The sequence below is a fragment of the Streptomyces sp. NBC_00212 genome, assembly GCF_045206365.1.
GTDB lineage: Bacteria > Actinomycetota > Actinomycetes > Streptomycetales > Streptomycetaceae > Streptomyces.
Map to the genome: position 1 here is coordinate 5,439,589 of NZ_CP108115.1, position 24,906 is coordinate 5,464,494.

Genomic DNA, 24,906 nt, shown 5'->3' on the forward strand with positions numbered 1-24,906 from the left:
CCGCGGCAGAGATCAAGCGTGCTGGATCGGAACGGAGTTGGGGACATGGCGGCGGTTCCTCCTGACAGCGGCGGGAGCGTAGCCCGGGAAGGGTATTACCCGGACCCCTCCATTCCCGGATATGTCCGGTACTGGAACGGGGTCTCCTGGGTGCCCGGCACGAGCCGGCCCGCCCCCGCCCCGGGTGAGGCGCAGCCCACCCCGCCGCCGGGCGCCGCCCCCGCGCCGGCCCCCTCCCTCGCCGCCGCGCCGCCGGTCGGGCCGGCGCCCGTGGAGGAGACGGGCCCGGTCTTCCTCGACGAGCCCGAGGCCTCGCCCGCGTCCGCCGCGCAGGGCCCGGGCGCCCGGCCGCAACCCGCCTGGCACGCGGACGCCGCCCACCAGTCCGGCTTCGGCGGCGACCAGGACCGCCGGGTCTCCTGGGGGCAGCCGGTCGATCCGCGCGGGCTGCCCGAGGCGGCCGACCCGCGCCGCCTTCCCGACCCCCGGCGGCCCGAACCCGTACGGCCGACACCTCCGGCGGCCCCCGCGCGGCCCGGCGGCTCGGTGCCGCAGCAGCAGTCCGGGCGGCTCGCGGGGGCGATGCCGCCCGCCGCCGTCGAACCGCCGCCCGCGCGGGCCCAACTGCCGGCCCCGGCCGACCCGGTCCGCCCCGCGCCGCCGACCGGCCGCGCGGACGGCCAGTACGCCGCTCCCGCCCAGGCTCAGCCGCAGCAGCCGCCGCAGGCCCGGCTCATGCAGCCGGGTGCCGCGCAGCCCGCTCCCGTACCGCCGTATCCCGCGCAGCCGCAGCCCGCCGTGCCCGGTTCGCCCATGACGGCGGGGCCCGGAGGAGGGGCCGCGTCCTGGGCGCAGCAGGTGCACCAGCTCGCTCAGCCCGACCCGCAGGCGGCCGAGCCGGTCGTGCCGTGGAAGCCGCCGGTCGCCGACCCGTTCCTCGCGGCCGCCCAGGCGCAGGCCTCGGCCAGGCCCGCCGGGCTCGGCAGGCGCCTGATCGCGCGGCTCGTCGACACGGTGCTGCTCGGCGGCGCCGTCGCGGGTCTCGCCGTACCGCTGGTCTCGGGGGTCGTCGACCACATCCAGGAGAAGATCGACGCGGCGAAGCTGTCGGGGCGGACGGTCACCGTCTACCTCCTCGACGGCACCACCGCGGGCTTCCTCGGCATCGTCCTCGGCGCCTTCCTCGTCCTCGGCCTGCTGTACGAGGCGCTGCCCACCGCCAAGTGGGGCCGCACGCTCGGCAAGAAGCTGTGCGGGGTGCAGGTGCGCGGCATCGAGTCGTACGAGCCGCCGACGTTCGGTCAGGCGGTGCGCCGCTGGCTGGTCTACGGGGTGCTCGGGCTGCTCGCGGTGGGCGTGGTCAACGTGGCGTGGTGCCTGTTCGACCGTCCGTGGCGCCAGTGCTGGCACGACAAGGCGGCCCGTACGTTCGTCGCGCAGGGCTGAGGGAGCACTTCTGGCGGGATCCGCTCGGACCCGTACCCCGAACGGCGTCCGTACCGTTGCGGGGGCCTCGCGCGCGCGGTGCACTACCGGCATGAGCACCGATCAGCCGCCGCCCGGTCAGCCGCCCGAGGACGACCCGTTCCGTAAGAAGCCGTCAGAGCCTCCGCAGAGCGGTTCTCCCTACGGCGGTTCGGCGCCGCCGCCCGGTGATTCCCCGTACGGCACGGGCCCGCCGCCCAGCGGCGCGGGCCCCTACGGCACGCCGCCGCCCCCGGTCGGCGGAGGCGGGGGTGGTCCGTACGGCGGGCCGCCTCCCCCCGGTGGTGGCTCGCCGTACGGCAGCGCCCCGCCACCGCCCTCCGACCCCTACGGGGGCGGGTACGGCGGTGTCGACCCGCTGGCCGGAATGCCGCCGCTCGCCGACTACGGCAAGCGGTTCCTGGCCCGCTTCATCGACTTCCTGATCATCGCGATCCCGCTCGGCCTGATCGAGTGGGGGACCAGCAACCGGTTCGTCATCTCCACGAGCAACAGCGACTCCGGCACCGACGTGGTCAGCAAGGCGTACTCCGGCAGCGGGCTGCTCTGGCTGCTGATCTCGCTGGTCGCCTACATCGGCTACGACACCCTGATGGTGTCCAAGTCCGGTCAGACGCTCGGCAAGAAGTGGCTGGGGCTGCGGGTCGCGATGCTCAACGACGGCAGTGTGCCCACCACCAACGCGGCGCTCGCCCGGGCCGCCGTGCTGTGGGCGCCGTTCGTGATCTGCTGCTACTGCCTGTGGGACATCATCCTGATCATCACGATCGTGGCGGACAAGCCGTACCGGCAGGGCTGGCACGACAAGGCCGGCAAGACGGTGGTGGTCTCAACCACGCAGTGAGTGCTCGCGAGCGGGCCGTTCAGAGGTGACGGAAACGCTCCCCCGATGCCTTGAGGGCAAGGGAGGGACCCCCACCGCGGCGGAAGTCTCCACGACGGCCGCACGGTTCACCGGTGCCGCACCAGCGGCCAGGACCGTGCGGTCGTTGGCGTTCGCGTCCGCGCGCGCCCGGCGGGGCAGCGGCATGGGGACCGTGACGGCGACGAGCAGGCCGAGCAGGAGGGCCGCGAGGACTATGACGGCCACTCCGACCCCGGACTCGGTGCGCGAGAGCAGCAGCATGGCGACGGTCGAGAAGACGACGGTGGCCGAACCGTAGGAGAGCTGTGCGGCAGTGGGACGCGGCATGGCGGTATCCGTCCTCATGGTTCGGATAGGGGTGGGCCTCTCAACCGTTCTCAACCGGCGGACCTGGCAGCCGGATCGCACTGTCAAGCGACTCTACGACGGTCCATGCCCGAGCGGAACTGTTGGTAAGCGTGACCTAACCCACGGTGCCGTTGCACAGGGGGCGCACGGAGTCATTCGGCGATGCGGCACCGTCCGAATGGCGAGACGTGCGCACCGGTTGTCCCGGTCTGTTAGCACAAGTGTCACGTTCGGATAGCGGAACTCGCCTTCTGCATAATGTACTTGGCACAAACAAGTCAAGATCTGTCTTTTCTTTGGTAACTCCGGTCCAATGTCGTCACTTGAGACGCGTGTCGTGCACCGGAACCAGCCCCTCACCCCCCGGTTCCTGCCGGCCGCGGGGGAGGAAAACATCAAGTGACCAGCAGCAGGAAGGCGGCAAGAGCCGCCGCCGTGCTCGTGGCTCTCGCCACGGCCGGCGCCACGGGCTCGGCATACGCCACGGCCCAGGCGGACTCGAAGGCTCCGGCACCCGTCGTCCGCCAAGACCCGTCCACGGCCAAGGGTCAGGAGCACAACCTCAAGGGCCCGTTCAGCGACCAGCAGGCCCAGCAGCGCCAGGCGGCGCTGGAGCAGGTGATCTCCGGCAAGAAGAAGGTCGAGAAGAAGGACGGCTCCGACGTCGTCAAGCTCGACGACAACAAGTACGTCGAGCTCGGCCGGCAGAAGACCGACAAGATCTTCACGATCCTGGTGGAGTTCGGCGACCAGGTCGACAACACCACGATGTACGACCCGGACGGCCCCGACGGCCCCAAGCCGCCGCAGCCGAAGTACGGGGGCACCCCCGGCCCGGCGCACAACCAGATAGCCAAGCCCGACCGGGCGAAGGACAACTCCACGGCCTGGCAGGCCGATTACAACCAGAAGCACTTCCAGGACCTGTACTTCGGTACGGGCCAGGGCGTCAACTCGCTGAAGACGTACTACGAGAAGACCTCCTCGGGGCGCTACTCGGTCGACGGCCAGGTCACCGACTGGGTCAAGATCCCGTACAACGAGGCCCGCTACGGCTCCAACTTCTGCGGCCAGACCAACTGCGCCAACGTGTGGGACACCGTCCGCGACGGCGTCAACGCCTGGGTCGCCGACCAGAAGGCCAAGGGCCAGACGGACGCGCAGATCAAGGCGACCCTGGGTCAGTACGACCAGTGGGACCGCAACGACTACAACAACAACGGCAACTTCAACGAGCCCGACGGCTACATCGACCACTTCCAGATCGTCCACGCGGGCGAGGACGAGTCGGCGGGCGGCGGCGCCCAGGGCGCCAACGCCCTGTGGGCGCACCGCTGGTACGCGTACGGCACGGACGCCGGCAAGACCGGCCCGGCGAACAACAAGGCCGGCGGTACGCAGATCGGCGACACCGGGATGTGGGTCGGCGACTACACGATGCAGCCGGAGAACGGCGGCCTCGGCGTCTTCGCCCACGAGTACGGCCACGACCTCGGTCTGCCGGACCTCTACGACACCACCAACACCGCCGAGAACTCGGTCGGTTTCTGGTCGCTGATGTCGGCGGGCTCCTGGCTCGGCACCGGCAAGGACTCCATCGGAGACATGCCCGGCGACATGACCGCCTGGGACAAGCTCCAGCTCGGCTGGCTCAACGCCGAGACGGTGAAGGCCGGCACGGACAAGACGGTCAAACTGGGTGTCTCCGAGTACAACACCAACGACAAGCAGGCGCTTGTCGTGGAGCTGCCCAAGAAGGAAGTCACCACCACCGTCGTGAAGCCCGCCGAGGGCTCCAAGCAGTGGTGGAGCGGCATGGGTGACAACCTCAACAACACCCTGACCCGCAGCCTCGACCTGACCGGCAAGTCCAAGGCGTCCCTGGACCTTTCGGGCTGGTGGGACATCGAGAAGGACTACGACTTCCTGTACACCGAGGTCTCCACGGACAACGGCGCCAGCTGGAACGCGATCGACGGCACCGCCGACGGCAAGGCCATCACCCGCGACTCCAGCGACAAGCCGGCCCTGACCGACGCCTCGGGCGCGTACAAGAAGCTGTCGTTCCCGCTCGACAAGTACGCGGGCCAGAAGATCCAGCTCCGCTTCCGCTACCAGACGGACGGCGGCGCGGGCGGCAAGGGCTTCACGGCCGACGCGATCACCGTCAGCGCGGACGGCGCGGCCGTCGTGACCGACGGCGCCGAGGGCGACGACAACGGCTGGACGCCGAAGAACTTCACCCGCATCGGCGAGTCGTTCACCAACGACTACCCGCAGTACTACATCGCGGAGAACCGCCAGTACGTCTCGTTCGACCAGACCCTCAAGGTCGGCCCGTACAACTTCGGCTTCTCGGGCACCCGCCCGAGCTGGGTCGAGCACTACCCGTACCAGAAGGGTCTGCTCATCTGGCTCTGGGACACCTCCCAGAAGGACAACAACGTCTCGGCCCACCCGGGCCAGGGTCTGATCCTGCCGATCGACGCGCACGCCAAGCCCCTCAAGTGGGCCGACGGCACGCTGCTCCGCAACAAGGCCCAGCCCTTCGACGCGCCCTTCAGCTGGTACCCGACGGACAGCTTCACGCTGCACAAGGCGGACGTCGCCACGAAGATCAACTCCCAGATGGGCGTGCCGATCTTCGACGACCACCACGGCACCTACTGGTACGCCGAGAACCCGACCGGGAGCGTCAAGGTTCCTGACACCAAGACCCGGATCTCGATCGTCAACCAGCCGCTGGACGGCTCGACGGTCACCGTGAAGGTCGGCTCCTCGATCAAGTAATTTTAAAAACCGCAGGTCAAACCATGATCGGCCGTCGCCCTCTAGCGGGGCGGCGGCCGATCGTGTTTAGGTGCGTCCTACGAGTCCTTATTGACAGCGGGTCCAACGCGTCGTCTTACAGGGGGAGTGGTCCGGCATGCCCGGCGGAGGTTTCTGCAAGCTGCCAGGGGGCAGCGTGGTCGTCGCGCTCACGCTGCCGAACCCGGCCGCGCCCGGCACCAACGTGCGCGTCCTGGTGCACGCCGTCAACCGAGCCCGCGCCCTGACCAGGCTGCGGAACCTCGGTCTGCGGGCGGTCTACCTGCGCGGTCAGACCGAGCCGCCGACGCTGGACGAGATCACGGCCGTCCTGCACCATCCGGACGGCCTGCTGTGGCGCACGGCCCCGGAGACGACGGAAGAGCTCTGGCACCCGATACGCGCCCTGCTGCGGTAGGCCTAGACGACGGGCTTGCCCGACAGCTCGACCCCGGCCGCCCGCATCTCGTCGAGCGCCAGCGAGGTGGTGTGCTCCGTCACTCCCGCCGTCAGGTCGAGCAGCACATGCGTGGCGAACCCGGCCCGCACCGCGTCCAGGGCGGTCGCCCGCACGCAGTGGTCGGTGGCGATGCCCACCACGTCGACCTCGGTGACCTGCCGGGCACGCAGCCAGTCGGCCAGCGAGACGCCGTTCTCGTCGAGCCCCTCGAAGCCGCTGTACGCGGCCGCGTACGCGCCCTTGTCGAAGACCGCGTCGACCGCCCCGCAGGCGACCGCCGGCGCGAAGTTGGGGTGGAAGCCCACGCCCTCCGTGCCGGCGACGCAGTGCGCGGGCCAGGAGTGCTCGAAGTCGGGGGCGTCCGAGAAGTGCGCGCCCGGGTCGATGTGGTGGTCGCGGGTCGCCACCACGTGGCGGTAGGCGGACCCGGCCGCCTGGCCCACCAGATCGGTGATCGCGGCGGCGACGTCCGAGCCGCCCGCGACCGCGAGGGAGCCGCCCTCGCAGAAGTCGTTCTGGACGTCCACGACGATCAAGGCGCGGTGCATGTCGGCTGTCCTTCGGTCTGCGGGCCCGGGGGTCTGCGGGCTGTTCCTTGAGCGTAGAGACTTCGTTCGGCGCGCGGCAGGGGGCAAACGGGGGCGGAAACCCTGCCGCGCGCGGGAGCCGTCGGGCTCGGAGTTGCGGCTCAGACGTACTCGGTCGGGATGACCGGCTCGCCGCGCGACAGCTGGCTCGCCGACATCGGCAGGGCGGCCAGCGCGTCGATGTGCCGCTCACGGGCGCTGTCCAGCGGCTCGCGGGCCACCACCGAGCCGCCCTTGACCAGCTCGACCAGGAGCTGGCGGTCGGCGAGCGCGGTCGGTACCGCACCGGTGCCGATGACCTCGGCCTCGGCGATCCCGTACGCGTCCGAGCGGCGCGCGGCCCACTTGCGGCCGCCGATCGAGGTCTTGGCGCCGAGCGACTTCTTGGCGACGGGGACCAGCGGGGCCTTCGGGTCGGCGGACTGGGCGCGGGCGACCAGCTTGTAGACCATCGAGCAGGTCGGGTGCCCGGAGCCGGTGACCAGCTGGGTGCCCACGCCGTACGCGTCCACCGGGGCCGCGGCGAGCGAGGCGATGGCGTACTCGTCGAGGTCGGAGGTGACCACGATCTTGGTGTCGGTCGCGCCGAGCTCGTCGAGCTGCTGGCGCACCCGGTGGGCGACCAGGAGCAGGTCGCCCGAGTCGATGCGGACCGCGCCGAGCTCGGGCCCGGCGATCTCGACGGCGGTGCGCACCGCCTCGGCGACGTCGTACGTGTCGACCAGCAGGGTCGTGCCGCGGCCGAGCGAGTCGACCTGGGCCCGGAAGGCGTCCCGCTCGCTGTCGTGGAGCAGGGTGAAGGCGTGCGCGCTGGTGCCGACGGTCGGGATGCCGTAGCGGAAGCCGGCCGCGAGGTCCGAGGTGGAGCTGAAGCCGCCGACGTAGGCGGCCCGCGAGGAGGCCACCGCGGACAGCTCGTGGGTGCGGCGCGCGCCCATCTCGATGAGCGGGCGCCCGCCGGCCGCGGCCGACATCCGCGAGGCCGCCGCCGCGATCGCCGAGTCGTGGTTGAGGATCGACAGGATCACGGTTTCGAGCAGCACGCACTCGGCGAAGGAGCCCTCGACGCGCAGGACCGGCGAGCCCGGGAAGTAGACCTCGCCCTCGGGGTAGCCCCAGATGTCACCGCTGAAGCGGTACGAGGAGAGCCAGTGCAGGGTGGGCTCGTCGACGATCCTGTTCTCGCGCAGGAAGCCGAGCACGCCCGCGTCGAAGCGGAAGTTCTCGACGGCGTCCAGGACGCGCCCGGTGCCGCCGACCACGCCGTACCGGCGGCCCTCGGGAAGGCGGCGGGTGAAGACCTCGAAGACCGAGCGCCGCCCGGCCGTGCCGGCCTTCAGCGCGGCCTGGAGCATCGTGAACTCGTACTGGTCGGTGAAGAGCGCGGTCGACGGCACGTCCACCGGCAGCCCGAGGTCCGGGGCATTCACAGCGAGCCACCTCGCACTTTCGTCCGGGCCGGGCACACGCCGGCCGGGGTTTGGGGATCGCCCCCGAAAGAGGGGGGCATGTGGGGGATGCTACCCCGAATACTCGTCACTCTGACGATTTCTAGGGGCCCGTTTGTGCGATGACCCGTTCCGGGTGGCAGCATGGAGGCCGTGGCTGTGATGTCCGGGGCGCCCCGGACCCCCGGCAGGCTGTGATTCCCGGGGGTCGGCCCCCGGACCCCCGGCAGAAGAGACGAAGGTCGCCCAGAGTCGTGAGTGTTGCCCCCGTAGAGATCGAACGCCCCGAGTCGGCGGAGTCGAGCCGGCCCGTCGCCGAACCCGACGTGCCCTGGGTGACGCTCGTGCACAACGACCCCGTCAACCTGATGAGCTACGTGCAGTACGTCTTCCAGTCCTACTTCGGCTACTCGAAGGACAAGGCCCACAAGCTGATGCTCGACGTGCACCACAAGGGACGGGCCGTGGTCTCCAGCGGCAGCCGCGAGGAGATGGAGCGGGACGTGCAGGCGATGCACGGCTACGGGCTCTGGGCGACGCTCACCCAGGACCGCGGCTGATGGCCGGGCACTTCGAGGCCCTGCCCCGCGGCGGCGCCGCCGTCGCGCTCGACGAGGTCGAGATCGCCATCCTGCGCTCGCTCGCCGTCCAGCTGCTCGAACTCTTCGGGCCCGGCGGCGAACCGGCCGAGGACGCGGACCCGCTGGCCGCCCTGTTCGCCGAGGGCCCGAGCGAGCCGCCCGCCGACCCCGCGCTCGCCCGCCTCTTCCCCGAGGCGTACGCGAGCGAGGAGAGCGATGAACTGCGCGCCAAATCAGCCGAGTTCAGGCGCTTCACCGAGAACGACCTGCGCGCGCGCAAGCGCACCGACGCCCTCGCGGTCGTGCACGGCCTCGACGCGCTGAGCCCGAAGGGCGACGGCGGAGCCGTCCTCAAGCTGACCGCCGAGGACTCCCAGCACTGGCTCGGCGCGCTCAACGACCTGCGCCTGACCATCGGCACCCGCCTGGAGATCACCGACGAGGACGAGAGCGGCGAGCTGTACCGACTGCCGGACGACGACCCGCGCAAGCCGATGGTGATGGCCTATTTGTGGCTGGGTGTGCTGCAGGAAACACTCATCGAAACGCTCATGCCCTGACCGATCGACCGGAAGATGACTGTTCGCTCAGCGGACGCTCAAATCCGTATAACGATCCTGTCACCACATCGACCTCCTTTGTCGTATTGCGGGATCTTTGTCCGCTTCTTCCTGTGGTGTGCAACACAGTGGCCGATAGGGATCACCCATAAGGCCGTGATAAATCTTCACGACCACCCGGGGACGCCACCCATGTACCCGGGGGCGCTTCGGCCGGCTGACCGCCGGTGGCACTCCATCCACATCCGGGGGGATCAGGACCTGATCCGTCGCTTCGTGACCGAAGCGCGCGGGTCGGCATGGAGAAAGGCGCACCACCATGACCTCAGCGCAGGTCGACAAGCACGACGACCGTCCTGCCGGCAATGAGGCCGCGGGGACCGACAGCGTCAACGGACCGAGCGAAGTCGCGGGCGAGGGATACCAGCGGGGCCTCGGGGCCCGGCAGATCCAGATGATCGCGATCGGCGGTGCCATCGGCACCGGCCTGTTCCTCGGCGCGGGCAAGGCCATCTCGAAGGCCGGCCCCAGCCTCATCCTGGCCTATGCCATCGCGGGCCTGGTCATCTTCTTCATCATGCGCGCCCTCGGCGAGCTGCTCATGTACCGCCCGGTGTCGGGCTCCTTCTCGGAGTACGCCCGGGAGTTCGTCGGCCCGTTCTGGGGCTTCGTCACCGGCTGGACGTACTGGCTCTTCTGGGTCGTCACCGGCATCACCGAGGTGACCGCGGCCGCCCAGTACATGTCCTTCTGGACCCATGGCAGCATCCCGCAATGGGCCTACGCGCTGATCTTCACGCTCATCCTGTACGCCGTGAACCTCATCTCCGTGAAGCTCTTCGGTGAGCTGGAGTTCTGGTTCTCCATGGTCAAGGTCACCGCGATCGTCGGCATGATCCTGATCTGCGCCGGCATCCTCACCGTCGGCTTCTCGGACGCCGCGGACACCGCCACCGTCGCCAACCTGTGGAACGACGGCGGGTTCTTCCCCAAGGGCATCGGCGGCACGCTGATGACCCTGCAGATCGTGATGTTCGCCTTCCTCGCCGTCGAGCTGGTCGGTGTGACCGCGGGCGAGTCCAAGGACCCCGAGAAGACCCTGCCCAAGGCCATCAACACCGTGCCGTGGCGCATCGCCGTCTTCTACATCGGCGCCCTGATCATGATCCTCTCGGTCGTCCCGTGGCACGAGTTCCAGCCGGGCGTCAGCCCCTTCGTCGCCGCCTTCCAGAAGATGGGCCTCGGCATCGGCGCCGGGATCGTCAACTTCGTCGTGCTGACCGCCGCGCTCTCCTCCTGCAACTCGGGCATGTACTCCACCGGCCGCATGCTGCGCGACCTCGCGCTCAACGGCCAGGGCCCGAAGGCCTTCACCAAGCTGACCAAGAGCGGCACCCCGCTGATCGGCACCACGGTCTCCGCGGCGCTCATGCTGGTCGGCGTGTGGATCAACTACGTGGCGCCCGGCAAGGCCTTCGACTACGTGGTCTCCTTCGCCACCATCTCCGGCATGTGGGCCTGGATCATGATCCTGGTCTGCCAGATCCGCTACCGCCGCCAGTCGGACGCCGGAGCCCTGCCGCAGTCCAGCTTCCGCGCCCCCGGCGCCCCGTACACCAGCTGGTTCGCGCTGCTCTTCATCTTCATGGTCATCGTGATGATGGGCATCGACAAGGACTCCCGCGTCTCGCTGTACTGCGCGCCGCTGTGGGCCCTGATCCTGGGCGTCTCCTACCTCGTCCTGAAGGCCAAGAACCCCGAGAACAAGGCCTTCGCCAAGCGCAGCTGATCCGCTGACCAGCAGGTTCTCACCATGCGGGCCGTCTCGTATCGCACCTCGATACGGGACGGCCTGTCTGCTTATCCTTGCCGACATGCTGACCATCACCCAGGCCCTGCACGACCAGCTCGTGGCGCACGCCCGCGCCGACCACCCCGACGAGGCGTGCGGTGTGGTCGCGGGCCCGGCGGGCACCGGCCGCGCCGAGCGCTTCATCCCGATGCTGAACGCGGCCCGCTCGCCCACGTTCTACGAGTTCGACTCGCAGGACCTCCTGAAGCTGTACCGCGAGATGGACGACCGCGACGAGGAGCCGGTGATCGTCTACCACTCGCACACCGCGACCGAGGCGTACCCGTCCCGCACGGACGTGACGTACGCCAACGAGCCGGGCGCGCACTACGTCCTGGTGTCGACGGCGGACACGGACGGGGCGGGGGAGTTCCAGTTCCGCTCGTACCGGATCGTGGACGGCGTGATCACGGAAGAAGACGTGAAGGTCGTCGAGGCGTACTGACGCGTACCGCCGCGCGCCGCCGCGTACGGACCGACACGTACTATCTGTACGCAATCTTGATTATTCGGGCGGCAGGACCCAGGAAGCCGGTGTGAATCCGGCACGGTCCCGCCACTGTGACCGGCCCCGTGGACACCCCGCGGCGCCGGAAGCCAGGAACTGACCTGCCGCCTTCTCCCGACGACAGGGGACGTGGAAATCCCCTTGGAGGAGCTCAGTCATGCTCTGGCGCCGCGCGGCCCTGGCCGCCGCCCTGCTGTTCCCGCTCGCCGCGTGCACGACACAGGCGCGGCCCGAGGCCCGGGGCGGCCCGGCCCCCGGCTTCCCGTACACGGTCACCAACTGCGGGGTGACGACGACGTTCACGGCGCCGCCGAAGCGGGCGGTGACGATGAACCAGCACGCCACGGAGGTGATGCTGGAGCTGGGCCTCGCCAAGTCCCTTGTCGGGACCGCCTACTTGGACGACAAGGTGCTGCCGAAGTACGCGGCGGACTACCACTCGGTCCCGGTCCTGGCCGCCGAGTACCCCTCGTACGAGAAGCTCCTGTCGGTCGCGCCCGACTACGTGTACGGCGGCTACGCAACCGCCTTCGCCGCGAACGAGGGCCGGGGCCGCGAGGCGCTCGCCAAGAGCGGCATCAAGTCCCGCCTGAACGTGGAGAACTGCCCCAAGGGCGCCTCGACGACGATGGACGAGGTGTACGAGGAGGTCCGCGAGGTCGGCCGGACGTTCGGGGTGCCCGAGCGGGCGGAGTCGTGGGTGAAGTCGGCCGAGGCCACGAACGCGAGGACGGCGGCGGCCCAGAAGGGGCGGGCGCCGGTCTCGGTCTTCGTCTACGACAGCGGGGACAAGACGGCGTTCACGGTGGGCGGCAAGGGCATCGGCAACGACATCGTGACGAGGGCGGGCGGCCGCAACGTCTTCGCGGACGACCTGAAGGACAAGTCCTTCGGCGACGCGAGCTGGGAAAACGTGGTGGCCCGCGGGCCGGAGCTGATCCTGATCCTGGACTACGGCGGCACGAGCGTGGCGGCCAAGAAGCAACGCCTGCGCGACGACCCGGCGCTGGCGTCCGTCCCGGCCGTCAAGAACAACCGCTTCGCGGTCCTGCCGCTGTCGGACATGGTGACGGGGGTCAGAGCACCGGACGCGGTGGCGAAGCTGGCGGGGCAGCTCCGCCCGGGGGCGGGGGAGTGAGCGGGGTGACCCCGCGTTGGCGGTACCCCCTCGTGCTCGGGGGGCTCACAGCCGTACTGGCTGCCGGCTTCATCGCCGGGCTCGCGCTCGGCTCGGTGCGGATACCGGCCCACCAAGTGCTCGGGATCGTCACCGGTTCGGCGGAGCCCGGCCCGTACCGGACCATCGTGCTCGACGTGCGGCTGCCCCGCGTCGTGCTCGGGGCCGTCACCGGGGCCGGGCTCGCCGTCATCGGGACCGTACTGCAGGCCCTCGTGCGCAACCCCCTCGCCGACCCCTTCCTGCTCGGGGTGTCCAGCGGGGCCTCCGCCGGCGCCGTCGCCGTGATCGTGCTCGGGGTGGGGGCCGGGGTGGCCACCACCGTCGCGCTGCCCGCCGCCGCCTTCGCGGGGGCGCTCGCAGCCCTGGTCCTCGTGTACGCACTGGCCAGGCGCGGCGGTTCCATGACGGGCGGCAGCCTGGTCCTCGCCGGGGTCGCCGTCTCGTACGTCCTGTCCGCGCTGACCAGCCTGATCCTGGTGACCTCGGCCAGCGCCGAACACGTAGCCGAAGTCCTGCACTGGACGCTCGGCGGACTCGGCGGCGCCCGCTGGGACATGCTCGCCCTGCCCGCCGTCGCCCTCGGCGTCGGCACCCTCGTCCTGATCGCCCTGGCCCGCCCCCTGGACCTGCTGCTCGTCGGCGAGGAGGGCGCCACCGTCCTCGGCCTCGACACCGGCCGCTTCCGCGCGGCCGTCTTCGTGCTGGCCTCCCTGCTCACCGGCATCCTCGTCGCGTACAGCGGAGCGATCGGCTTCGTCGGCCTGATGGTTCCGCACGCCGCCCGCATGGCCGTCGGCGCCGCCCACCGCACCCTGCTCCCGGTCGCGGCCCTCGGCGGCGCCGCCTTCCTGGTCCTGGCCGACCTCGCGGCCCGCACCGTCGCCGCCCCGCAGGACATCCCCGTCGGCGTGCTCACCGCGCTCACCGGCGGCCCGTTCTTCCTCTGGATGCTGCGCGGCCGCAGGGCCGGCGCGGAAGGCAGCCCCGCATGACGACCCTGCGCACCGAATCGCTCTCGTACACCACGCCCCAGGGCCGCGAACTGCTCTGTGGCATCACCCTGGACGCCGCCGAGGGCGAGACCGTCGCCCTGGTCGGCCCCAACGGCAGCGGCAAGACGACCCTGCTGCGCTGCGTCTACGGAACCCTGCGCCCCACCACCGGCCGCGTCCTGCTCGACGGCGCCGACCTGCACGCGATGCCGGTCAAGGCCCGCGCCCGCCGCATCGCGACGGTCCCGCAGGACGCCGACGCCGGCGGCATCGAGCTGACCGTCCGCGAGATCGTCGCCATGGGCCGCTCCCCGCACCACCGCTTCTGGGAGGCCGACACCGCCGCCGACGACACCCTCGTACGCGAGGCATTGGCCCGCGTCGGCATCGCGGACCTCGCCGCCCGCCCCTTCCCCTCCCTCTCCGGCGGCGAACGCCAGCGCGCCCTGGTCGCCCGGGCCCTCGTGCAGCAGCCGGACGTCGTCGTCCTGGACGAGCCGACCAACCACCTGGACATCCGCTACCAGCTCGAAGTCCTGTCCCTGGTAAGGGAGTTGGGCACGGTCAACCTGCTCGCCCTGCACGACCTGAACCTCGCCGCGTACTACTGCGACCGCATCTGCGTCCTGGCGGCCGGCCGCATCGTCGCCGCGGGCCCGCCCGCCGACGTCCTCACCGCGGAACTCCTGCGCGAGGTGTACGGAGTGAACGCCGAGGTGAGCCGCCACCCCGTTACCGGCGCGCCCACCGTCGTCTATCTGCCGCCCGCAAGGGCCGCGACCACACCCTGACCGCATCCTGAGCGGAATCCGTCCAGGATGCGAGATCACATTCCGGGAAGCGGACCGGGAATCTATACGATGACCCCATGGTTTCGAACGACGTGAGCGACAAGACGCCGAGCAGCGGCCCCGCCCTGCTGCTCGTGGCGCGGCTGCACGTCGACCTGTGCCGCCTCGCCAGCGCGATCTGTACGGCCCGCGCAGCCGCCGTCTGACGCCGCGCGCCCCCGCATCAACGCACCACCGCACGCCCGACGGCGTGCGGCGCGCGGACCCGAGCCCGAGCCGCGCCCACCTGCCTCTCCCTTTAGATCAGGAGCCCACGCCATGGCCATCGAGGTCCGCATCCCGACCATCCTCCGCACCTACACCGACGGCGCCAAGGCCGTCGAAGGCAGCGGCGCCACCCTCGCCGACCTGTTCAACGACCTCGACGCCCGGCACACCGGCATCCGCGAGCGCATCGTGGACGGCGACAACCTGCGCCGCTTCGTGAACGTGTACCTCAACGACGAGGACGTCCGCTTCCTCGACGGCATCAACACCGAACTGGCCGACGGCGACAACGTCACGATCCTGCCCGCCGTCGCGGGCGGCGCCGTCTGACATGCGCTACGACTCCGCTCTCGCCGCGGTCGGCAACACCCCGCTGGTCCGCCTCCCGCGCCTGTCTCCGTCGGACGACGTACGGATCTGGGCCAAGCTGGAGGACCGCAACCCGACCGGTTCGATCAAGGACCGGCCGGCCCTCCACATGGTCGAACAGGCCGAGAAGGACGGCCGGTTGACGCCGGGCTGCACCATTCTCGAACCCACCAGCGGCAACACCGGCATCTCGCTCGCGATGGCCGCGAAGCTCAAGGGCTACCGCATCGTGTGCGTGATGCCGGAGAACACCTCCCAGGAGCGCCGCGACCTGCTGGCGATGTGGGGCGCGGAGATCGTCTCGTCCCCGGCGGCGGGCGGCTCCAACACGGCCGTACGGGTCGCCAAGGAGCTGGCCGCCGAGAACCCGTCCTGGGTGATGCTCTACCAGTACGGAAACCCGGACAACGCGGGCGCCCACTACGCCACCACGGGCCCCGAGATCCTCACCGACCTGCCCTCCATCACCCACTTCGTGGCGGGCCTCGGCACCACCGGAACGCTGATGGGCGTCGGCCGCTACCTGCGCGAGAACGTCCCCGGCATCCAGATCGTCGCGGCCGAACCCCGCTACGACGACCTGGTCTACGGCCTGCGCAACCTCGACGAGGGCTTCGTGCCCGAGCTGTACGACGCCTCTGTGCTGACCACCCGCTTCTCGGTCGGCTCGGCCGACGCGGTCACCCGCACCCGAGAGCTCCTCCAACAGGAGGGCATCTTCGCGGGCGTCTCCACCGGCGCCGCCCTGCACGCGGCGATCGGCGTCGGCAAGAAGGCCGTCAGGGCGGGCACCCCGGCGGACATCGTCTTCGTCGTCGCCGACGGCGGCTGGAAGTACCTGTCGACCGGCGTCTACACCGCGCCCACGACCGAGGCCGCGATCGAGACCCTGCACGGCCAGCTCTGGGCGTGACGGCCCGCAGGGAAGGGACCGGGGGCCGTCACCCCGCCAGGTGGCGGACCTGGTCCCACAGGGTCGGGTCCACCACGCCCACCCGGCGGCGGAACGCCCACACCCCGACCTCGCGCAGCTCGTCGGTCTCCAGGAAGCTGGGCCGTCCGTGCGCGTCGGCCACCGTGCCGGGCGGCAGCGGAATGACCCCGGCCCGCTCGTCGTGGTACTTGCTGGTGATCTTCGCGACGGTCACCGCGTCGCCCCGCACCCGCAGCACCAGACACGGACGGTCCTTGCCGCCCGGAACATCCTCGTAGGGCACCTCGGCCCACCAGATCTCCCCGGCCTTCGGCAGCCGCCCTGTGCCCCGGCCCGTCCCCGCCGGGCGGGCCGGCGGCCGGGTGCGCCCACCGGGCCTGCGCGCGGAGCGCCCGCGCCCGTCCATGGCGGCCGCGACCAACGCGAGAGCAACCACGGCCCCCAGCGCCAGCCACCACGACGTGTCCATATCCCAGACGTTACCGGCGCACCACCCACCGCGCGCGCTCCATGCCAACACCATCCGAACCGGTGACAGCGCAGGTGAGTTCCCCCACAACGGCCCGCTCCAAAGGAGCGAGGGGCCTTGTGGCGCCTTACGCTCGACGAACCGCAGCCCTTCCCCGCGGCCGCCCCGCAAGGCCCGTCCGCCCCGTCGGCCCCCCTCAACGACAGGCTTCGCCTGGCCCCGCTGATTCCGGAGGTTCACGCTCCATGAAGCTCACCGTCGTCGGCTGTTCCGGGTCGTTCCCGTCCGCGGAATCGGCCTGCTCCAGCTACCTCGTCGAGGCAGACGGCTTCCGGCTGCTCCTCGACATGGGCAACGGAGCCCTCGGTGAGCTGCAGCGCCACATCGGCCTGTACGACCTCGACGCGATCTTCCTGTCGCATCTGCACGCCGACCACTGCATCGACATGTGCGGCTACTTCGTCGCCCGCTACTACCGCCACGAGGGCGGCCGCTGCGCGCCGATGCCGGTGTACGCGCCGGAGGGCGCCGAGCAGCGCCTGACCACGGCGTACGCGGACACGCCCTCCGCGTCCTCGATGAGCGAGGTATTCGACTTCCACACCCTGAAGCCGGGCACCTTCGACATCGGCCCCTTCTCGGTGCGTACGGAGCGGGTGTGCCACCCCGTCGAGGCGTACGGCATCCGCATCGAGCACGGCGGCAGCACGCTCGCGTACTCCGGCGACACCGGGGTCTGCGCCGCCCTCGACGAACTGGCCGAGGGCGCCGACCTGTTCCTGTGCGAGGCCTCCTTCACGTACGGCAAGGAGGACATCCCGGCGCTGCACCTCAACGGCCGCGAGGCGGGCCAGAGCGCGGCGCGCGCCGACGTGGGGCGCCTGGTCCTCACCCACATCCCGCCGTGGACGGACGGCGAGGCCAACCTGGCGGACGCCCGAGCGGTCTACTCCGGCCCGACGGAACTGGCCGCGCCGGGCGCGGCGTACGAGGTCTGAGCGCCTCGTCTGCGTATGCGAAAGGCCCCCGGAACCTCGCGGTTCCGGGGGCCTTCGTGCGAGGTGGTGAGGGGCTTACGCCTTCGTGAGGTCCTCGACCTCTTCCTCGGGCTCACGGCCCGGGGTGGGAATGTTGAACTTCGTGATCGCGAAGCGGAAGACCACGTAGTAGATCGCCGCGAAGACCAGGCCGATCGGGATGATCATCCAGGCGTTGGTGGCGAACTTCCAGTTGAGCACGTAGTCGATCGCACCGGCCGAGAAGGTGAAGCCGTGGTGCACGCCGAGCGCCCAGGTCACGGCCATCGACACGGCGGTCAGGACCGCGTGGATCACGTAGAGGACCGGCGCGATGAACATGAACGCGAACTCGATCGGCTCGGTGATGCCGGTGACGAACGAGGTCAGCGCGAGCGACATCATCATGCCGCCGACGGCCTTGCGGCGCTCGGGACGGGCGCAGTGCGTGATGGCCAGGGCCACGGCAGGGAGGGCGAACATCATGATCGGGAAGAAGCCCGTCATGAACTGACCGGCCGTCGGGTCACCGTGCATGAAGCGCTGCACGTCACCGTGCCAGACAGCACCGGAGGAGTCCGTGTAGCTGCCGATCTCCTGCCAGGCGACCGTGTTCACGAACTGGTGCATGCCGACCGGCAGCAGGGCGCGGTTGACCACACCGAAGATGCCGGCGCCGACGGCACCCAAGCCCGTCATCCACTCGCCGAACGAGGTGATGGCGTCGCCGATCGGGCCCCAGATCAGGCCGAACAGCACACCCATGGCGGTGCCGATGAAGGCCATGAGGATCGGGACGAGGCGGCGGCCGTTGAAGAAGCCGAGCCAGTCCACCAGCTTGGTGCGGTGGAACCGCTGCCACACCACGGCCGATATCAGGCCCATGATGATGCCGCCGAGGACCTTCGGGTCGTTGTAGACCGCCGGGACGTCGACGCCCTTGTTCTGCGTGGTGTTGATGACGGCGTCGTGCACGGGGAACGCGGTCAGCACGTTCTTGTAGACCAGGAAGCCGACGAGGGCCGCCAGCGCGGTGGAGCCGTCGGCCTTCTTCGCGAAGCCGATCGCGACACCGATGCAGAACAGCAGCGGCATGTTGGAGAAGACCGCGTCACCGGCGGTCATGAAGACCTTGGCGACCGTGTTCCAGCCGAGGCCGTCCTTGCCGAAGACATCGTCCTGGCCGAGCCGGAGCAGAATGCCCGCGGCGGGCAGCACGGCGATCGGCAGCTGCAAGCTGCGCCCGATCTTCTGCAGACCCTGGAACAGGCCGGAGCCCCGCTTCTTCGCGGGCGCCGCCGTAGCGGTGGCCGTACTCATCAACATCCTCCAGTAGGCAAGGCGCCGCCCGGGGGCATGGGAAACTACGGGGGGGACGGCGGCGTCTCGGGGGAACGCGGTCAAGCCCGCGTGGTCTACACCATTGAGTGGTGTAGACCAGTTGTAGCACGGTGAGGGTTAGATAAGGAACCTTCGTTTTTTGTGGCCTGAGCCATACCCGGCAATACGGGCAAGGCCGACTCCGTGCCGTCTCCCCGCCGTGACCTTTCCGTAGCCCCGCCGCGCCCGAAAGGCCCGCGAAACGACACGCCAAAGCCCCCGGACCGGGCGGTCCGAGGGCCTTGCTGAACAAAGCGGAGAGGGGATTGCGGGGAAGGGCTACGCCTTGATGTTCTCCTTCTCCAGCTCGTCCTCCTCCGGCTCCCGCCCCGGCGTCGGCAGGTTGAACTTGGTGATCGCGAAGCGGAACACCACGTAATAGACGGCGGCGAAGCACGCTCCGATCGGAATGATCATCCAAGGCTTCGTCGCCAGGCCCCAGTTGATGACGTAGTCGATCAGGCCGGCCGAGAAACTGAAGCCGTCCTTGACGCCGAGCCCCCAGCTCACCGCCATGGAAACGCCGGTGAGCACCGCGTGGATCACGTACAGCAGCGGCGCGATGAAGACGAAGGAGTACTCGATCGGCTCGGTGATGCCGGTGACGAGCGAGGTCAGGCCGACCGAGAGCATCATGCCGCTCACCTCCTTGCGGCGGTGCGGCTTGGCGCAGTGTGCGATCGCCAGGGCCGCCGCGGGCAGCGCGAACATCATGATCGGGAAGAACCCGGTCTGGAACTGGCCGGCCGTCGGGTCGCCCGCCAGGAAGCGCGGGATGTCGCCGTGCACGATCGTCCCGTCCGGCTTGGTGAAGTCGCCGAACTGGAACCAGATGAAGGTGTTCAGGAACTGGTGCAGGCCGATCACCAGCAACGCACGGTTGGCGACACCGAAGATGCCGGAACCGGCGGCTCCCAGGTCGACGAGCCACTTGCTGAAGCTGGTCAGTGCGTCACCGACCGGCGGCCAGATCCACAGACACAGCACCGAGAACACGATCGCGACCCCGGCCATGATGATCGGCACGAGCCGGCGCCCGTTGAAGAACCCCAGCCAGTCCACCAGCTTCGTACGGTGGAAGCGCTGCCAGAAGTACGCGGTCAGCAGGCCCATCACGATGCCGCCGAAGACCCCCGGATTCTGGTACGTGGCCAGAACGGCCGAGCCGTCCTTCGCGACACAGGCGCCCGCCGCGAGCTTCGCACCGGCGGCGCAGTCCTTCGGGAACTGCTGGAGCACCCCGTAATAGACGAGGAATCCGGCCACCGCCGCGAGCGCGGTCGAACCGTCGGCCTTCTTCGCCATGCCGATCGCGACGCCCACGCAGAACAGCAGCGGCAGCCCGAGCGCGCCGTTGAGCAGGGCGCCGCCCGCGCCGTTGAACACCTTGGCGACGTCGTTCCAGCCGAGTCCGGTCTTGCCGAACACGTCGTCCTGGCCGAGCCGGTTGAGGATGCCCGCCGCGGGCAGCACGGCGATCGGCAGCTGGAGGCTGCGGCCCATCTTCTGCAGCCCCTGGAACAGCCCGTTCCACCACTTGGGCTGCGGTACTGCGGCCGCGCTGCTCGCACTCATCGGCAACCTCCAGGCTTGCGGAACAAGCCGTCTCGGACGGTCGTTGCACACTGGTGTAGACCAGTTGCGGTATCGTCCGGAGAGGCCCCTCGCGGGACATGGCTCCGGTGATCGCCATCCTTGGCCAGGCAGAATGCGCTCGCGCGCATAGCTGGGCCAAACGTGGGTTACCGTGACAAAGCGGACCTACCGTGGGCCGACACAGCGTTCTTCAAGAACCAGGAGAGACACATGGCCAGCAAGGCTGAGAAGATCGTCGCCGGCCTCGGCGGTATCGAGAACATCGAAGAAGTCGAAGGCTGCATCACCCGCCTGCGCACCGAAGTCATCGACCCGAGCAAGGTCGACGAGGCCGCCCTCAAGGCCGCCGGCGCCCACGGCGTCGTCAAGATGGGCACCGCCGTCCAGGTCGTCATCGGCACCGACGCCGACCCCATCGCCGCGGACATCGAAGACATGATGTGAGCGACCCGCTCAGCCAAAGGCCCCTCCCGAACCGGTAGGGGCCTTTCGCGTACGCACGGAACGCACCCCCAGCACCATCACCTAGGCTCATAGCCATGTCTCGTATCGACGGCCGCACCCCCGAACAGCTCCGCCCCGTCACCATCGAACGCGGATGGAGCAAGCACGCCGAGGGCTCCGTCCTCATCTCCTTCGGCGACACCAAAGTCTTCTGCACCGCCTCCGTCACCGAAGGCGTCCCGCGCTGGCGCAAGGGCAGCGGCGAAGGCTGGGTCACCGCCGAATACTCCATGCTGCCCCGCTCCACCAACACCCGCGGCGACCGCGAATCCGTCCGCGGCAAGATCGGCGGCCGCACCCACGAGATCTCCCGCCTCATCGGCCGCTCCCTGCGCGCCGTCATCGACTACAAGGCCCTCGGCGAGAACACCATCGTCCTGGACTGCGACGTCCTCCAGGCCGACGGCGGCACCCGCACCGCCGCCATCACCGGCGCCTACGTCGCCCTCGCCGACGCCATCACCTGGGCCCAAGGCAAGAAGCTCGTCAAGCACGGCCGCCAGCCGCTCACCGGCACCGTCAGCGCCGTCTCCGTCGGCATCGTCGACGGCGCCCCCCTCCTCGACCTCTGCTACGAGGAGGACGTACGCGCCGAGACCGACATGAACGTCGTCTGCGCCGGCGACGGCCGCTTCGTCGAGGTCCAGGGCACCGCCGAGGCCGAGCCCTTCGACCGCAAGGAACTCAACGCGCTCCTCGACCTGGCCACCGGCGGCTGCGCCGACCTCACCGCCCTCCAACTCCGCGCCCTGGCCGCGGTGTCCGGAGAGTAAAGAAGCAACCAAGGGGCACGCTTCCCGCGTCACCACGAGTACGGGCGCACGGGCCAACCGTGCGCCCGTCCGTCACTTCCGGAACCCCTTCCGGAACTCCTGGGGAGGACCCGACCGATGCGCCGAACCGTGCTCGCCGTCGCCACCGCGGCCCTGGCCGTCACCGTCACCGCCGGATGCGGCGCGGTCGACAAGGCGATCGACTGCGTCAAGACCGCGGACGCCATCGGCAACAGCGTCGACAACCTCGGCAAGGCCGTCGGCAACGCCACGGACAACCCCACCCAGGCCGACCAGGCACTCAACGACATCGACAAAGAACTGTCGTCCCTGAAGAACAAGACGGACAACGCCGACCTCTCCAAGGCCGTCGACGACCTCAACAAGGCCGTCGGCAACGTCCGTACGGCCATCAAGAACGGCGACACCACCCCCGACATCAGCGGCGTCACCAGCGCCGCCAAGGAAATCGGCAAGGTCTGCACGCCGTAGGGCTCAGGTCGGCCGGATTCCTCGCTCCCCCGATACTGGGAGCATGACGCGCCTGATCCTCGCCACCCGCAACGCCGGCAAAATCACCGAACTCCACGCCATCCTCGCCGCGGCCGGGCTGCCCCACGAACTCGTGGGCGCCGACGCGTACCCCGAGATCCCCGACGTCAAGGAGACCGGCGTCACCTTCGCCGAGAACGCCCTCCTCAAGGCGCACGCCCTGGCCCAGGCCACCGGCCTGCCCGCCGTCGCTGACGACTCGGGCCTCTGCGTGGACGTGCTGAACGGCGCCCCCGGCATCTTCTCGGCCCGCTGGTCCGGCACCCACGGCGACGACCAGGCCAACCTGGACCTCCTCCTGGCCCAGCTCTCCGACATCGCCGACGAACACCGAGCCGCCCACTTCGCCTGCGCCGCGGCCCTCGCCCTCCCGGACGGCACGGAGCGCGTGGTGGAGGGCCGCCTCCTGGGCACCCTGCGCCACACCCCCACCGGAACGGGCGGCTTCGGCTACGACCCGATCCTCCAGCCGGAGGGCGAGACGCGCACGTGCGCGGAGCTGTCGGCCGAGGAGAAAAACGCGATCAGCCACCGGGGACAGGCGTTCAGGGCGCTGGTGCCGGTGGTGCGGGAGTTGTTGGGCTGAGGCGCACGGCGAAGGCCCGGCTCGCTTGGACAAGCGGGCCGGGCCTTCTGTTTCAGTGCGCCCGGTCGGATTCGAACCGACAGACACGACCACCTAAAGATCGCCGCTCAGCCCTTGGCGTACGGGCGCGTGGGCCACGGCCTACTGTACTGGGCGATGCCGACCAGGCGTGGGGACCCCGGCCAAGAGGACCGGGGCGGACCCTTCCGCTCGTGGGCGCTCAGATGCCCAAGTCCTTGATGATCTTGGCGACATGGCCCGTCGCCTTCACGTTGTACAGGGCGCGCTCCACCTTGCCCGCCTCGTCCACGACCACCGTCGAGCGGATGACGCCCGTCACCGTCTTGCCGTACAGCTTCTTCTCGCCGTACGCGCCGTACGCCTCCAGGACCTCCTTGGAGGGGTCGCCGACCAGGGTGACCTTCAGGGACTCCTTCTCGCGGAACTTCGCCAGCTTCTCCGGCTTGTCGGGGGAGACGCCGATGACGTCGTACCCGGCGCCCGCGAGCAACTCCAGGTTGTCCGTGAAGTCGCAGGCCTGCTTGGTGCAGCCGGGGGTCAGGGCGGCCGGGTAGAAGTAGACGATGACCTTGCGGCCCTTGTGTGCGGCGAGCGAGACCTCGTTGCCGTCGGCGTCGGGCAGGGTGAAGGCGGGGGCGGTGTCGCCGGGCTGAAGTCGCTCGCTCATGGGTTTCCTCCGGAAAGGCCGAGGGTGTGGCGTACAACGACAGAGCCTAATGGGGGCCTGTGACAGTGCATCGGCGACGGAGCTGACAGACTGTGGATGACGGATGACCCCATACGACCACCGGAGGCGGCGCAGTGTCGGATGCCAGGACCCCTGCGCAGATCGAGGCGGACATCAGGAGCAGGCGGGACCAGCTCGCGGTGACCCTCGACGAGATCGGGGTGCGGCTGCACCCGTCCACGATCGTCGGCGATGCCAAGGCGAGGTTCGCCTCGGCCGTGGACCACACGGCGGGCCGGGCGTATGTGGCGGTGAACCGTACGGTGAACGACGTGAAGGCGCAGTTCGTGTCCGAGGACGGGTCGCCCCGGGTGGAGCGGATCGTGCCGGTCGCGCTGGTCGCTGTGGGCCTGGTGGGGTTGCTCGCGCTTTCGGCGAAGAAGAGGCGGGCCTGACCCTTCGGCGTACGCCCGGCGCCGGGGCGGGTAGGTTCGACCCCGTGAGCGAGAACACCCACGACAAGCTGCCCATCCGGATGCTGCACGACCGCGTGCTGGTCCGGTCAGACTCTCCCGAGGGCGAGCGGCGTTCGGGCGGCGGCATCCTGATTCCGGCGACCGCCGCCGTAGGCAAACGGCTGGCCTGGGCCGAGGTGGTCGCGGTCGGTCAGAACGTGCGCACCGTCGAGCCGGGCGACCGGGTCCTGTACGACCCCGAGGACCGTGCCGAGGTCGAGGTGCGGGGCGTGGCGTACGTGCTGATGCGCGAGCGCGATCTGCATGCCGTCGCCTCCGAGCGGGTGTCGGTGGACGCCACCGGGCTGTATCTGTAACCCCTGGTTCAAGGGCTGGTGACCGGTGTCACCAGCCCTTTTGCATGCCCTTTGCTATCGTGGTGGGACCCCGACGAGACGCGTCGTACCGGGTCAGGACAAGACGACGCACCCCGTATGTGTTCGCGTCTTTCGGAGGTGCCGTCATGGCATGGGTCCTGCTCGTCGTCGCCGGTCTGCTCGAAGTGGGCTGGTCGATCGGGATGAAGTACACCGACGGATTCACTCGCCTCGTGCCCAGTGTGCTCACGGGCGCGGGGATCGTCGCTTCGATGCTGCTGCTTTCGCAGGCCGCCAAGACGCTGCCCATTGGTACGGCGTACGGCGTGTGGGTCGGTATCGGCGCGGCCGGTGCGGCGGTGCTCGGCATGGTGGTGCTCGGTGAGCCGGCCACCGCCGCCCGGATCTTCTTCGTGTGCTTGCTGCTCGTCGCGGTGGTGGGGCTGAAGGCGACGAGCGGGCACTAGCGCTCCGG

At 69.9% G+C, this 24,906-nt stretch carries 29 protein-coding genes, 1 tRNA gene and 2 riboswitches; of the genes, 22 read left to right on the plus strand and 8 right to left on the minus strand.

The features are described from left to right. Window positions 1-45: 45 nt before the first annotated feature. Both OHA17_RS24920 and OHA17_RS24925 read left to right on the plus strand, forming a co-directional pair. Complete coding sequence (locus OHA17_RS24920) at window positions 46-1,446, plus strand: RDD family protein (protein WP_406508441.1); 1,401 nt, start codon at window positions 46-48, stop codon at window positions 1,444-1,446. A 91-nt stretch (window positions 1,447-1,537) separates the two neighbouring features. Next, window positions 1,538-2,329 (plus strand): RDD family protein, encoded by a 792-nt coding sequence (locus tag OHA17_RS24925; protein WP_406508442.1) that lies wholly within the window; start codon window positions 1,538-1,540, stop codon window positions 2,327-2,329. Here OHA17_RS24925 and OHA17_RS24930 read toward each other — a convergent pair. After that, window positions 2,315-2,677, minus strand: a complete 363-nt coding sequence (locus OHA17_RS24930; RefSeq protein ID WP_406508443.1) for a hypothetical protein — start codon at window positions 2,675-2,677, stop codon at window positions 2,315-2,317. The genes OHA17_RS24925 and OHA17_RS24930 overlap by 15 nt on opposite strands. Before the next feature lie 420 nt (window positions 2,678-3,097). Here OHA17_RS24930 and OHA17_RS24935 point away from each other — a divergent pair, with 420 nt between their 5' ends. Beyond that, the gene (locus OHA17_RS24935) at window positions 3,098-5,488 is read left to right on the plus strand and encodes an immune inhibitor A domain-containing protein (RefSeq protein ID WP_406508444.1); all 2,391 of its coding nucleotides are present in this window, start codon (window positions 3,098-3,100) and stop codon (window positions 5,486-5,488) included. 136 nt (window positions 5,489-5,624) lie between these two features. After that, window positions 5,625-5,924 carry a hypothetical protein gene (locus tag OHA17_RS24940; RefSeq protein WP_053729469.1) on the plus strand — a complete coding sequence of 100 codons (300 nt, stop codon included), beginning with the start codon at window positions 5,625-5,627 and terminating at the stop codon, window positions 5,922-5,924. 2 nt (window positions 5,925-5,926) lie between these two features. Here OHA17_RS24940 and OHA17_RS24945 read toward each other — a convergent pair whose 3' ends face one another. Next, on the minus strand, window positions 5,927-6,514 hold the full coding sequence (locus tag OHA17_RS24945) for an isochorismatase family protein (protein WP_406508445.1): 588 nt from the start codon (window positions 6,512-6,514) through the stop codon (window positions 5,927-5,929). A 140-nt stretch (window positions 6,515-6,654) separates the two neighbouring features. After that, window positions 6,655-7,983, minus strand: a complete 1,329-nt coding sequence (locus OHA17_RS24950) for a nicotinate phosphoribosyltransferase (protein ID WP_406508446.1) — start codon at window positions 7,981-7,983, stop codon at window positions 6,655-6,657. Window positions 7,984-8,255: 272 nt separating this feature from the next. Here OHA17_RS24950 and clpS point away from each other — a divergent pair, with 272 nt between their 5' ends. The 10 genes from clpS to OHA17_RS25000 all read left to right on the plus strand — a co-directional run bounded on the left by clpS (window position 8,256) and on the right by OHA17_RS25000 (window position 16,014). Beyond that, complete coding sequence (clpS, locus tag OHA17_RS24955) at window positions 8,256-8,561, plus strand: ATP-dependent Clp protease adapter ClpS (protein ID WP_053729472.1); 306 nt, start codon at window positions 8,256-8,258, stop codon at window positions 8,559-8,561. Beyond that, window positions 8,561-9,142, plus strand: a complete 582-nt coding sequence (locus OHA17_RS24960; RefSeq protein ID WP_406508447.1) for a DUF2017 domain-containing protein — start codon at window positions 8,561-8,563, stop codon at window positions 9,140-9,142. The genes clpS and OHA17_RS24960 overlap by 1 nt, the downstream gene beginning before the upstream one ends. A 319-nt stretch (window positions 9,143-9,461) precedes the next feature. After that, on the plus strand, window positions 9,462-10,931 hold the full coding sequence (locus OHA17_RS24965; RefSeq protein ID WP_406508448.1) for an amino acid permease: 1,470 nt from the start codon (window positions 9,462-9,464) through the stop codon (window positions 10,929-10,931). An 85-nt stretch (window positions 10,932-11,016) separates the two neighbouring features. Further along, entirely contained in the window at window positions 11,017-11,439 is a 423-nt protein-coding gene (locus OHA17_RS24970; protein ID WP_406508449.1) for a Mov34/MPN/PAD-1 family protein, read from the plus strand. Window positions 11,440-11,488: 49 nt separating this feature from the next. After that, a riboswitch (cobalamin riboswitch) is annotated at window positions 11,489-11,622 on the plus strand. Between the two features lie 37 nt (window positions 11,623-11,659). Further along, complete coding sequence (locus OHA17_RS24975) at window positions 11,660-12,640, plus strand: ABC transporter substrate-binding protein (RefSeq protein WP_406508450.1); 981 nt, start codon at window positions 11,660-11,662, stop codon at window positions 12,638-12,640. Window positions 12,641-12,645: 5 nt separating this feature from the next. Beyond that, complete coding sequence (locus OHA17_RS24980) at window positions 12,646-13,674, plus strand: FecCD family ABC transporter permease (protein ID WP_406508451.1); 1,029 nt, start codon at window positions 12,646-12,648, stop codon at window positions 13,672-13,674. Further along, window positions 13,671-14,465, plus strand: coding sequence for an ABC transporter ATP-binding protein (locus tag OHA17_RS24985; protein WP_406508452.1), 795 nt, complete (start codon window positions 13,671-13,673; stop codon window positions 14,463-14,465). The genes OHA17_RS24980 and OHA17_RS24985 overlap by 4 nt, the downstream gene beginning before the upstream one ends. A gap of 77 nt (window positions 14,466-14,542) precedes the next feature. Continuing rightward, window positions 14,543-14,671 carry a putative leader peptide gene (locus OHA17_RS24990; RefSeq protein ID WP_264198279.1) on the plus strand — a complete coding sequence of 43 codons (129 nt, stop codon included), beginning with the start codon at window positions 14,543-14,545 and terminating at the stop codon, window positions 14,669-14,671. Between the two features lie 112 nt (window positions 14,672-14,783). Continuing rightward, a complete protein-coding gene (locus tag OHA17_RS24995; protein ID WP_398872265.1) occupies window positions 14,784-15,062 on the plus strand; it encodes a MoaD/ThiS family protein in 279 nt (92 codons plus the stop codon). 1 nt (window position 15,063) lies between these two features. Then, entirely contained in the window at window positions 15,064-16,014 is a 951-nt protein-coding gene (locus tag OHA17_RS25000; RefSeq protein WP_406508453.1) for a PLP-dependent cysteine synthase family protein, read from the plus strand. 28 nt (window positions 16,015-16,042) lie between these two features. On the opposite strand, the gene OHA17_RS25005 is transcribed toward OHA17_RS25000, so the two are convergent. Then, a complete protein-coding gene (locus OHA17_RS25005) occupies window positions 16,043-16,504 on the minus strand; it encodes a type II toxin-antitoxin system PemK/MazF family toxin (RefSeq protein WP_398872261.1) in 462 nt (153 codons plus the stop codon). A 245-nt stretch (window positions 16,505-16,749) separates the two neighbouring features. On the opposite strand from OHA17_RS25005, the gene OHA17_RS25010 reads away from it, so the two are divergent. Continuing rightward, a complete protein-coding gene (locus OHA17_RS25010; protein WP_406508454.1) occupies window positions 16,750-17,502 on the plus strand; it encodes an MBL fold metallo-hydrolase in 753 nt (250 codons plus the stop codon). A gap of 75 nt (window positions 17,503-17,577) precedes the next feature. Here OHA17_RS25010 and OHA17_RS25015 read toward each other — a convergent pair whose 3' ends face one another. Together OHA17_RS25015 and OHA17_RS25020 are read right to left on the minus strand one after the other, a co-directional pair. After that, a complete protein-coding gene (locus tag OHA17_RS25015) occupies window positions 17,578-18,840 on the minus strand; it encodes a PTS transporter subunit EIIC (RefSeq protein WP_053729483.1) in 1,263 nt (420 codons plus the stop codon). 339 nt (window positions 18,841-19,179) lie between these two features. Next, on the minus strand, window positions 19,180-20,475 hold the full coding sequence (locus OHA17_RS25020) for a PTS transporter subunit EIIC (RefSeq protein ID WP_406508455.1): 1,296 nt from the start codon (window positions 20,473-20,475) through the stop codon (window positions 19,180-19,182). Window positions 20,476-20,706: 231 nt separating this feature from the next. On the opposite strand from OHA17_RS25020, the gene OHA17_RS25025 reads away from it, so the two are divergent. The 4 genes from OHA17_RS25025 (at window position 20,707) to rdgB (ending at window position 22,911) form a co-directional block, all read left to right on the plus strand. Then, the gene (locus OHA17_RS25025; RefSeq protein ID WP_053729485.1) at window positions 20,707-20,940 is read left to right on the plus strand and encodes a glucose PTS transporter subunit EIIB; all 234 of its coding nucleotides are present in this window, start codon (window positions 20,707-20,709) and stop codon (window positions 20,938-20,940) included. A gap of 95 nt (window positions 20,941-21,035) precedes the next feature. Continuing rightward, entirely contained in the window at window positions 21,036-21,773 is a 738-nt protein-coding gene (rph, locus tag OHA17_RS25030) for a ribonuclease PH (protein ID WP_406508456.1), read from the plus strand. Window positions 21,774-21,890: 117 nt separating this feature from the next. Then, entirely contained in the window at window positions 21,891-22,265 is a 375-nt protein-coding gene (locus OHA17_RS25035; protein WP_406508457.1) for a hypothetical protein, read from the plus strand. 43 nt (window positions 22,266-22,308) lie between these two features. Beyond that, on the plus strand, window positions 22,309-22,911 hold the full coding sequence (gene rdgB / locus OHA17_RS25040) for an RdgB/HAM1 family non-canonical purine NTP pyrophosphatase (protein WP_406508458.1): 603 nt from the start codon (window positions 22,309-22,311) through the stop codon (window positions 22,909-22,911). Between the two features lie 56 nt (window positions 22,912-22,967). Here the strand turns inward: rdgB and OHA17_RS25045 are convergent. Then, window positions 22,968-23,040, minus strand: a tRNA-Leu gene (locus OHA17_RS25045). A gap of 91 nt (window positions 23,041-23,131) precedes the next feature. Next, on the minus strand, window positions 23,132-23,599 hold the full coding sequence (gene bcp, locus OHA17_RS25050; RefSeq protein WP_189966275.1) for a thioredoxin-dependent thiol peroxidase: 468 nt from the start codon (window positions 23,597-23,599) through the stop codon (window positions 23,132-23,134). A 134-nt stretch (window positions 23,600-23,733) separates the two neighbouring features. On the opposite strand from bcp, the gene OHA17_RS25055 reads away from it, so the two are divergent. The 3 genes from OHA17_RS25055 (at window position 23,734) to OHA17_RS25065 (ending at window position 24,898) form a co-directional block, all read left to right on the plus strand. After that, on the plus strand, window positions 23,734-24,054 hold the full coding sequence (locus OHA17_RS25055; protein WP_053729491.1) for a DUF3618 domain-containing protein: 321 nt from the start codon (window positions 23,734-23,736) through the stop codon (window positions 24,052-24,054). 44 nt (window positions 24,055-24,098) lie between these two features. Then, a complete protein-coding gene (locus OHA17_RS25060) occupies window positions 24,099-24,431 on the plus strand; it encodes a co-chaperone GroES (protein WP_053729492.1) in 333 nt (110 codons plus the stop codon). A 42-nt stretch (window positions 24,432-24,473) separates the two neighbouring features. Further along, window positions 24,474-24,544, plus strand: a riboswitch (guanidine-III (ykkC-III) riboswitch). Window positions 24,545-24,577: 33 nt separating this feature from the next. Next, window positions 24,578-24,898 carry a multidrug efflux SMR transporter gene (locus OHA17_RS25065; RefSeq protein ID WP_053729493.1) on the plus strand — a complete coding sequence of 107 codons (321 nt, stop codon included), beginning with the start codon at window positions 24,578-24,580 and terminating at the stop codon, window positions 24,896-24,898. Window positions 24,899-24,906 lie beyond the last annotated feature (8 nt).

What these genes read in the sequence shown, in the direction of transcription:
- OHA17_RS24920 (WP_406508441.1), top strand. Translation starts at nt 46, where the DNA reads ATGGCGGCGGTTCCTCCTGACAGCGGCGGGAGCGTAGCCCGGGAAGGG.
- OHA17_RS24925 (WP_406508442.1), top strand. Translation starts at nt 1,538, where the DNA reads ATGAGCACCGATCAGCCGCCGCCCGGTCAGCCGCCCGAGGACGACCCG.
- OHA17_RS24930 (WP_406508443.1), bottom strand. Translation starts at nt 2,677, where the DNA reads ATGCCGCGTCCCACTGCCGCACAGCTCTCCTACGGTTCGGCCACCGTC.
- OHA17_RS24940 (WP_053729469.1), top strand. Translation starts at nt 5,625, where the DNA reads ATGCCCGGCGGAGGTTTCTGCAAGCTGCCAGGGGGCAGCGTGGTCGTC.
- OHA17_RS24945 (WP_406508445.1), bottom strand. Translation starts at nt 6,514, where the DNA reads ATGCACCGCGCCTTGATCGTCGTGGACGTCCAGAACGACTTCTGCGAG.
- OHA17_RS24960 (WP_406508447.1), top strand. Translation starts at nt 8,561, where the DNA reads ATGGCCGGGCACTTCGAGGCCCTGCCCCGCGGCGGCGCCGCCGTCGCG.
- OHA17_RS24965 (WP_406508448.1), top strand. Translation starts at nt 9,462, where the DNA reads ATGACCTCAGCGCAGGTCGACAAGCACGACGACCGTCCTGCCGGCAAT.
- OHA17_RS24970 (WP_406508449.1), top strand. Translation starts at nt 11,017, where the DNA reads ATGCTGACCATCACCCAGGCCCTGCACGACCAGCTCGTGGCGCACGCC.
- OHA17_RS24975 (WP_406508450.1), top strand. Translation starts at nt 11,660, where the DNA reads ATGCTCTGGCGCCGCGCGGCCCTGGCCGCCGCCCTGCTGTTCCCGCTC.
- OHA17_RS24985 (WP_406508452.1), top strand. Translation starts at nt 13,671, where the DNA reads ATGACGACCCTGCGCACCGAATCGCTCTCGTACACCACGCCCCAGGGC.
- OHA17_RS24990 (WP_264198279.1), top strand. Translation starts at nt 14,543, where the DNA reads ATGGTTTCGAACGACGTGAGCGACAAGACGCCGAGCAGCGGCCCCGCC.
- OHA17_RS24995 (WP_398872265.1), top strand. Translation starts at nt 14,784, where the DNA reads ATGGCCATCGAGGTCCGCATCCCGACCATCCTCCGCACCTACACCGAC.
- OHA17_RS25000 (WP_406508453.1), top strand. Translation starts at nt 15,064, where the DNA reads ATGCGCTACGACTCCGCTCTCGCCGCGGTCGGCAACACCCCGCTGGTC.
- OHA17_RS25005 (WP_398872261.1), bottom strand. Translation starts at nt 16,504, where the DNA reads ATGGACACGTCGTGGTGGCTGGCGCTGGGGGCCGTGGTTGCTCTCGCG.
- OHA17_RS25010 (WP_406508454.1), top strand. Translation starts at nt 16,750, where the DNA reads ATGAAGCTCACCGTCGTCGGCTGTTCCGGGTCGTTCCCGTCCGCGGAA.
- OHA17_RS25015 (WP_053729483.1), bottom strand. Translation starts at nt 18,840, where the DNA reads ATGAGTACGGCCACCGCTACGGCGGCGCCCGCGAAGAAGCGGGGCTCC.
- OHA17_RS25020 (WP_406508455.1), bottom strand. Translation starts at nt 20,475, where the DNA reads ATGAGTGCGAGCAGCGCGGCCGCAGTACCGCAGCCCAAGTGGTGGAAC.
- OHA17_RS25025 (WP_053729485.1), top strand. Translation starts at nt 20,707, where the DNA reads ATGGCCAGCAAGGCTGAGAAGATCGTCGCCGGCCTCGGCGGTATCGAG.
- rph (WP_406508456.1), top strand. Translation starts at nt 21,036, where the DNA reads ATGTCTCGTATCGACGGCCGCACCCCCGAACAGCTCCGCCCCGTCACC.
- OHA17_RS25035 (WP_406508457.1), top strand. Translation starts at nt 21,891, where the DNA reads ATGCGCCGAACCGTGCTCGCCGTCGCCACCGCGGCCCTGGCCGTCACC.
- rdgB (WP_406508458.1), top strand. Translation starts at nt 22,309, where the DNA reads ATGACGCGCCTGATCCTCGCCACCCGCAACGCCGGCAAAATCACCGAA.
- bcp (WP_189966275.1), bottom strand. Translation starts at nt 23,599, where the DNA reads ATGAGCGAGCGACTTCAGCCCGGCGACACCGCCCCCGCCTTCACCCTG.
- OHA17_RS25065 (WP_053729493.1), top strand. Translation starts at nt 24,578, where the DNA reads ATGGCATGGGTCCTGCTCGTCGTCGCCGGTCTGCTCGAAGTGGGCTGG.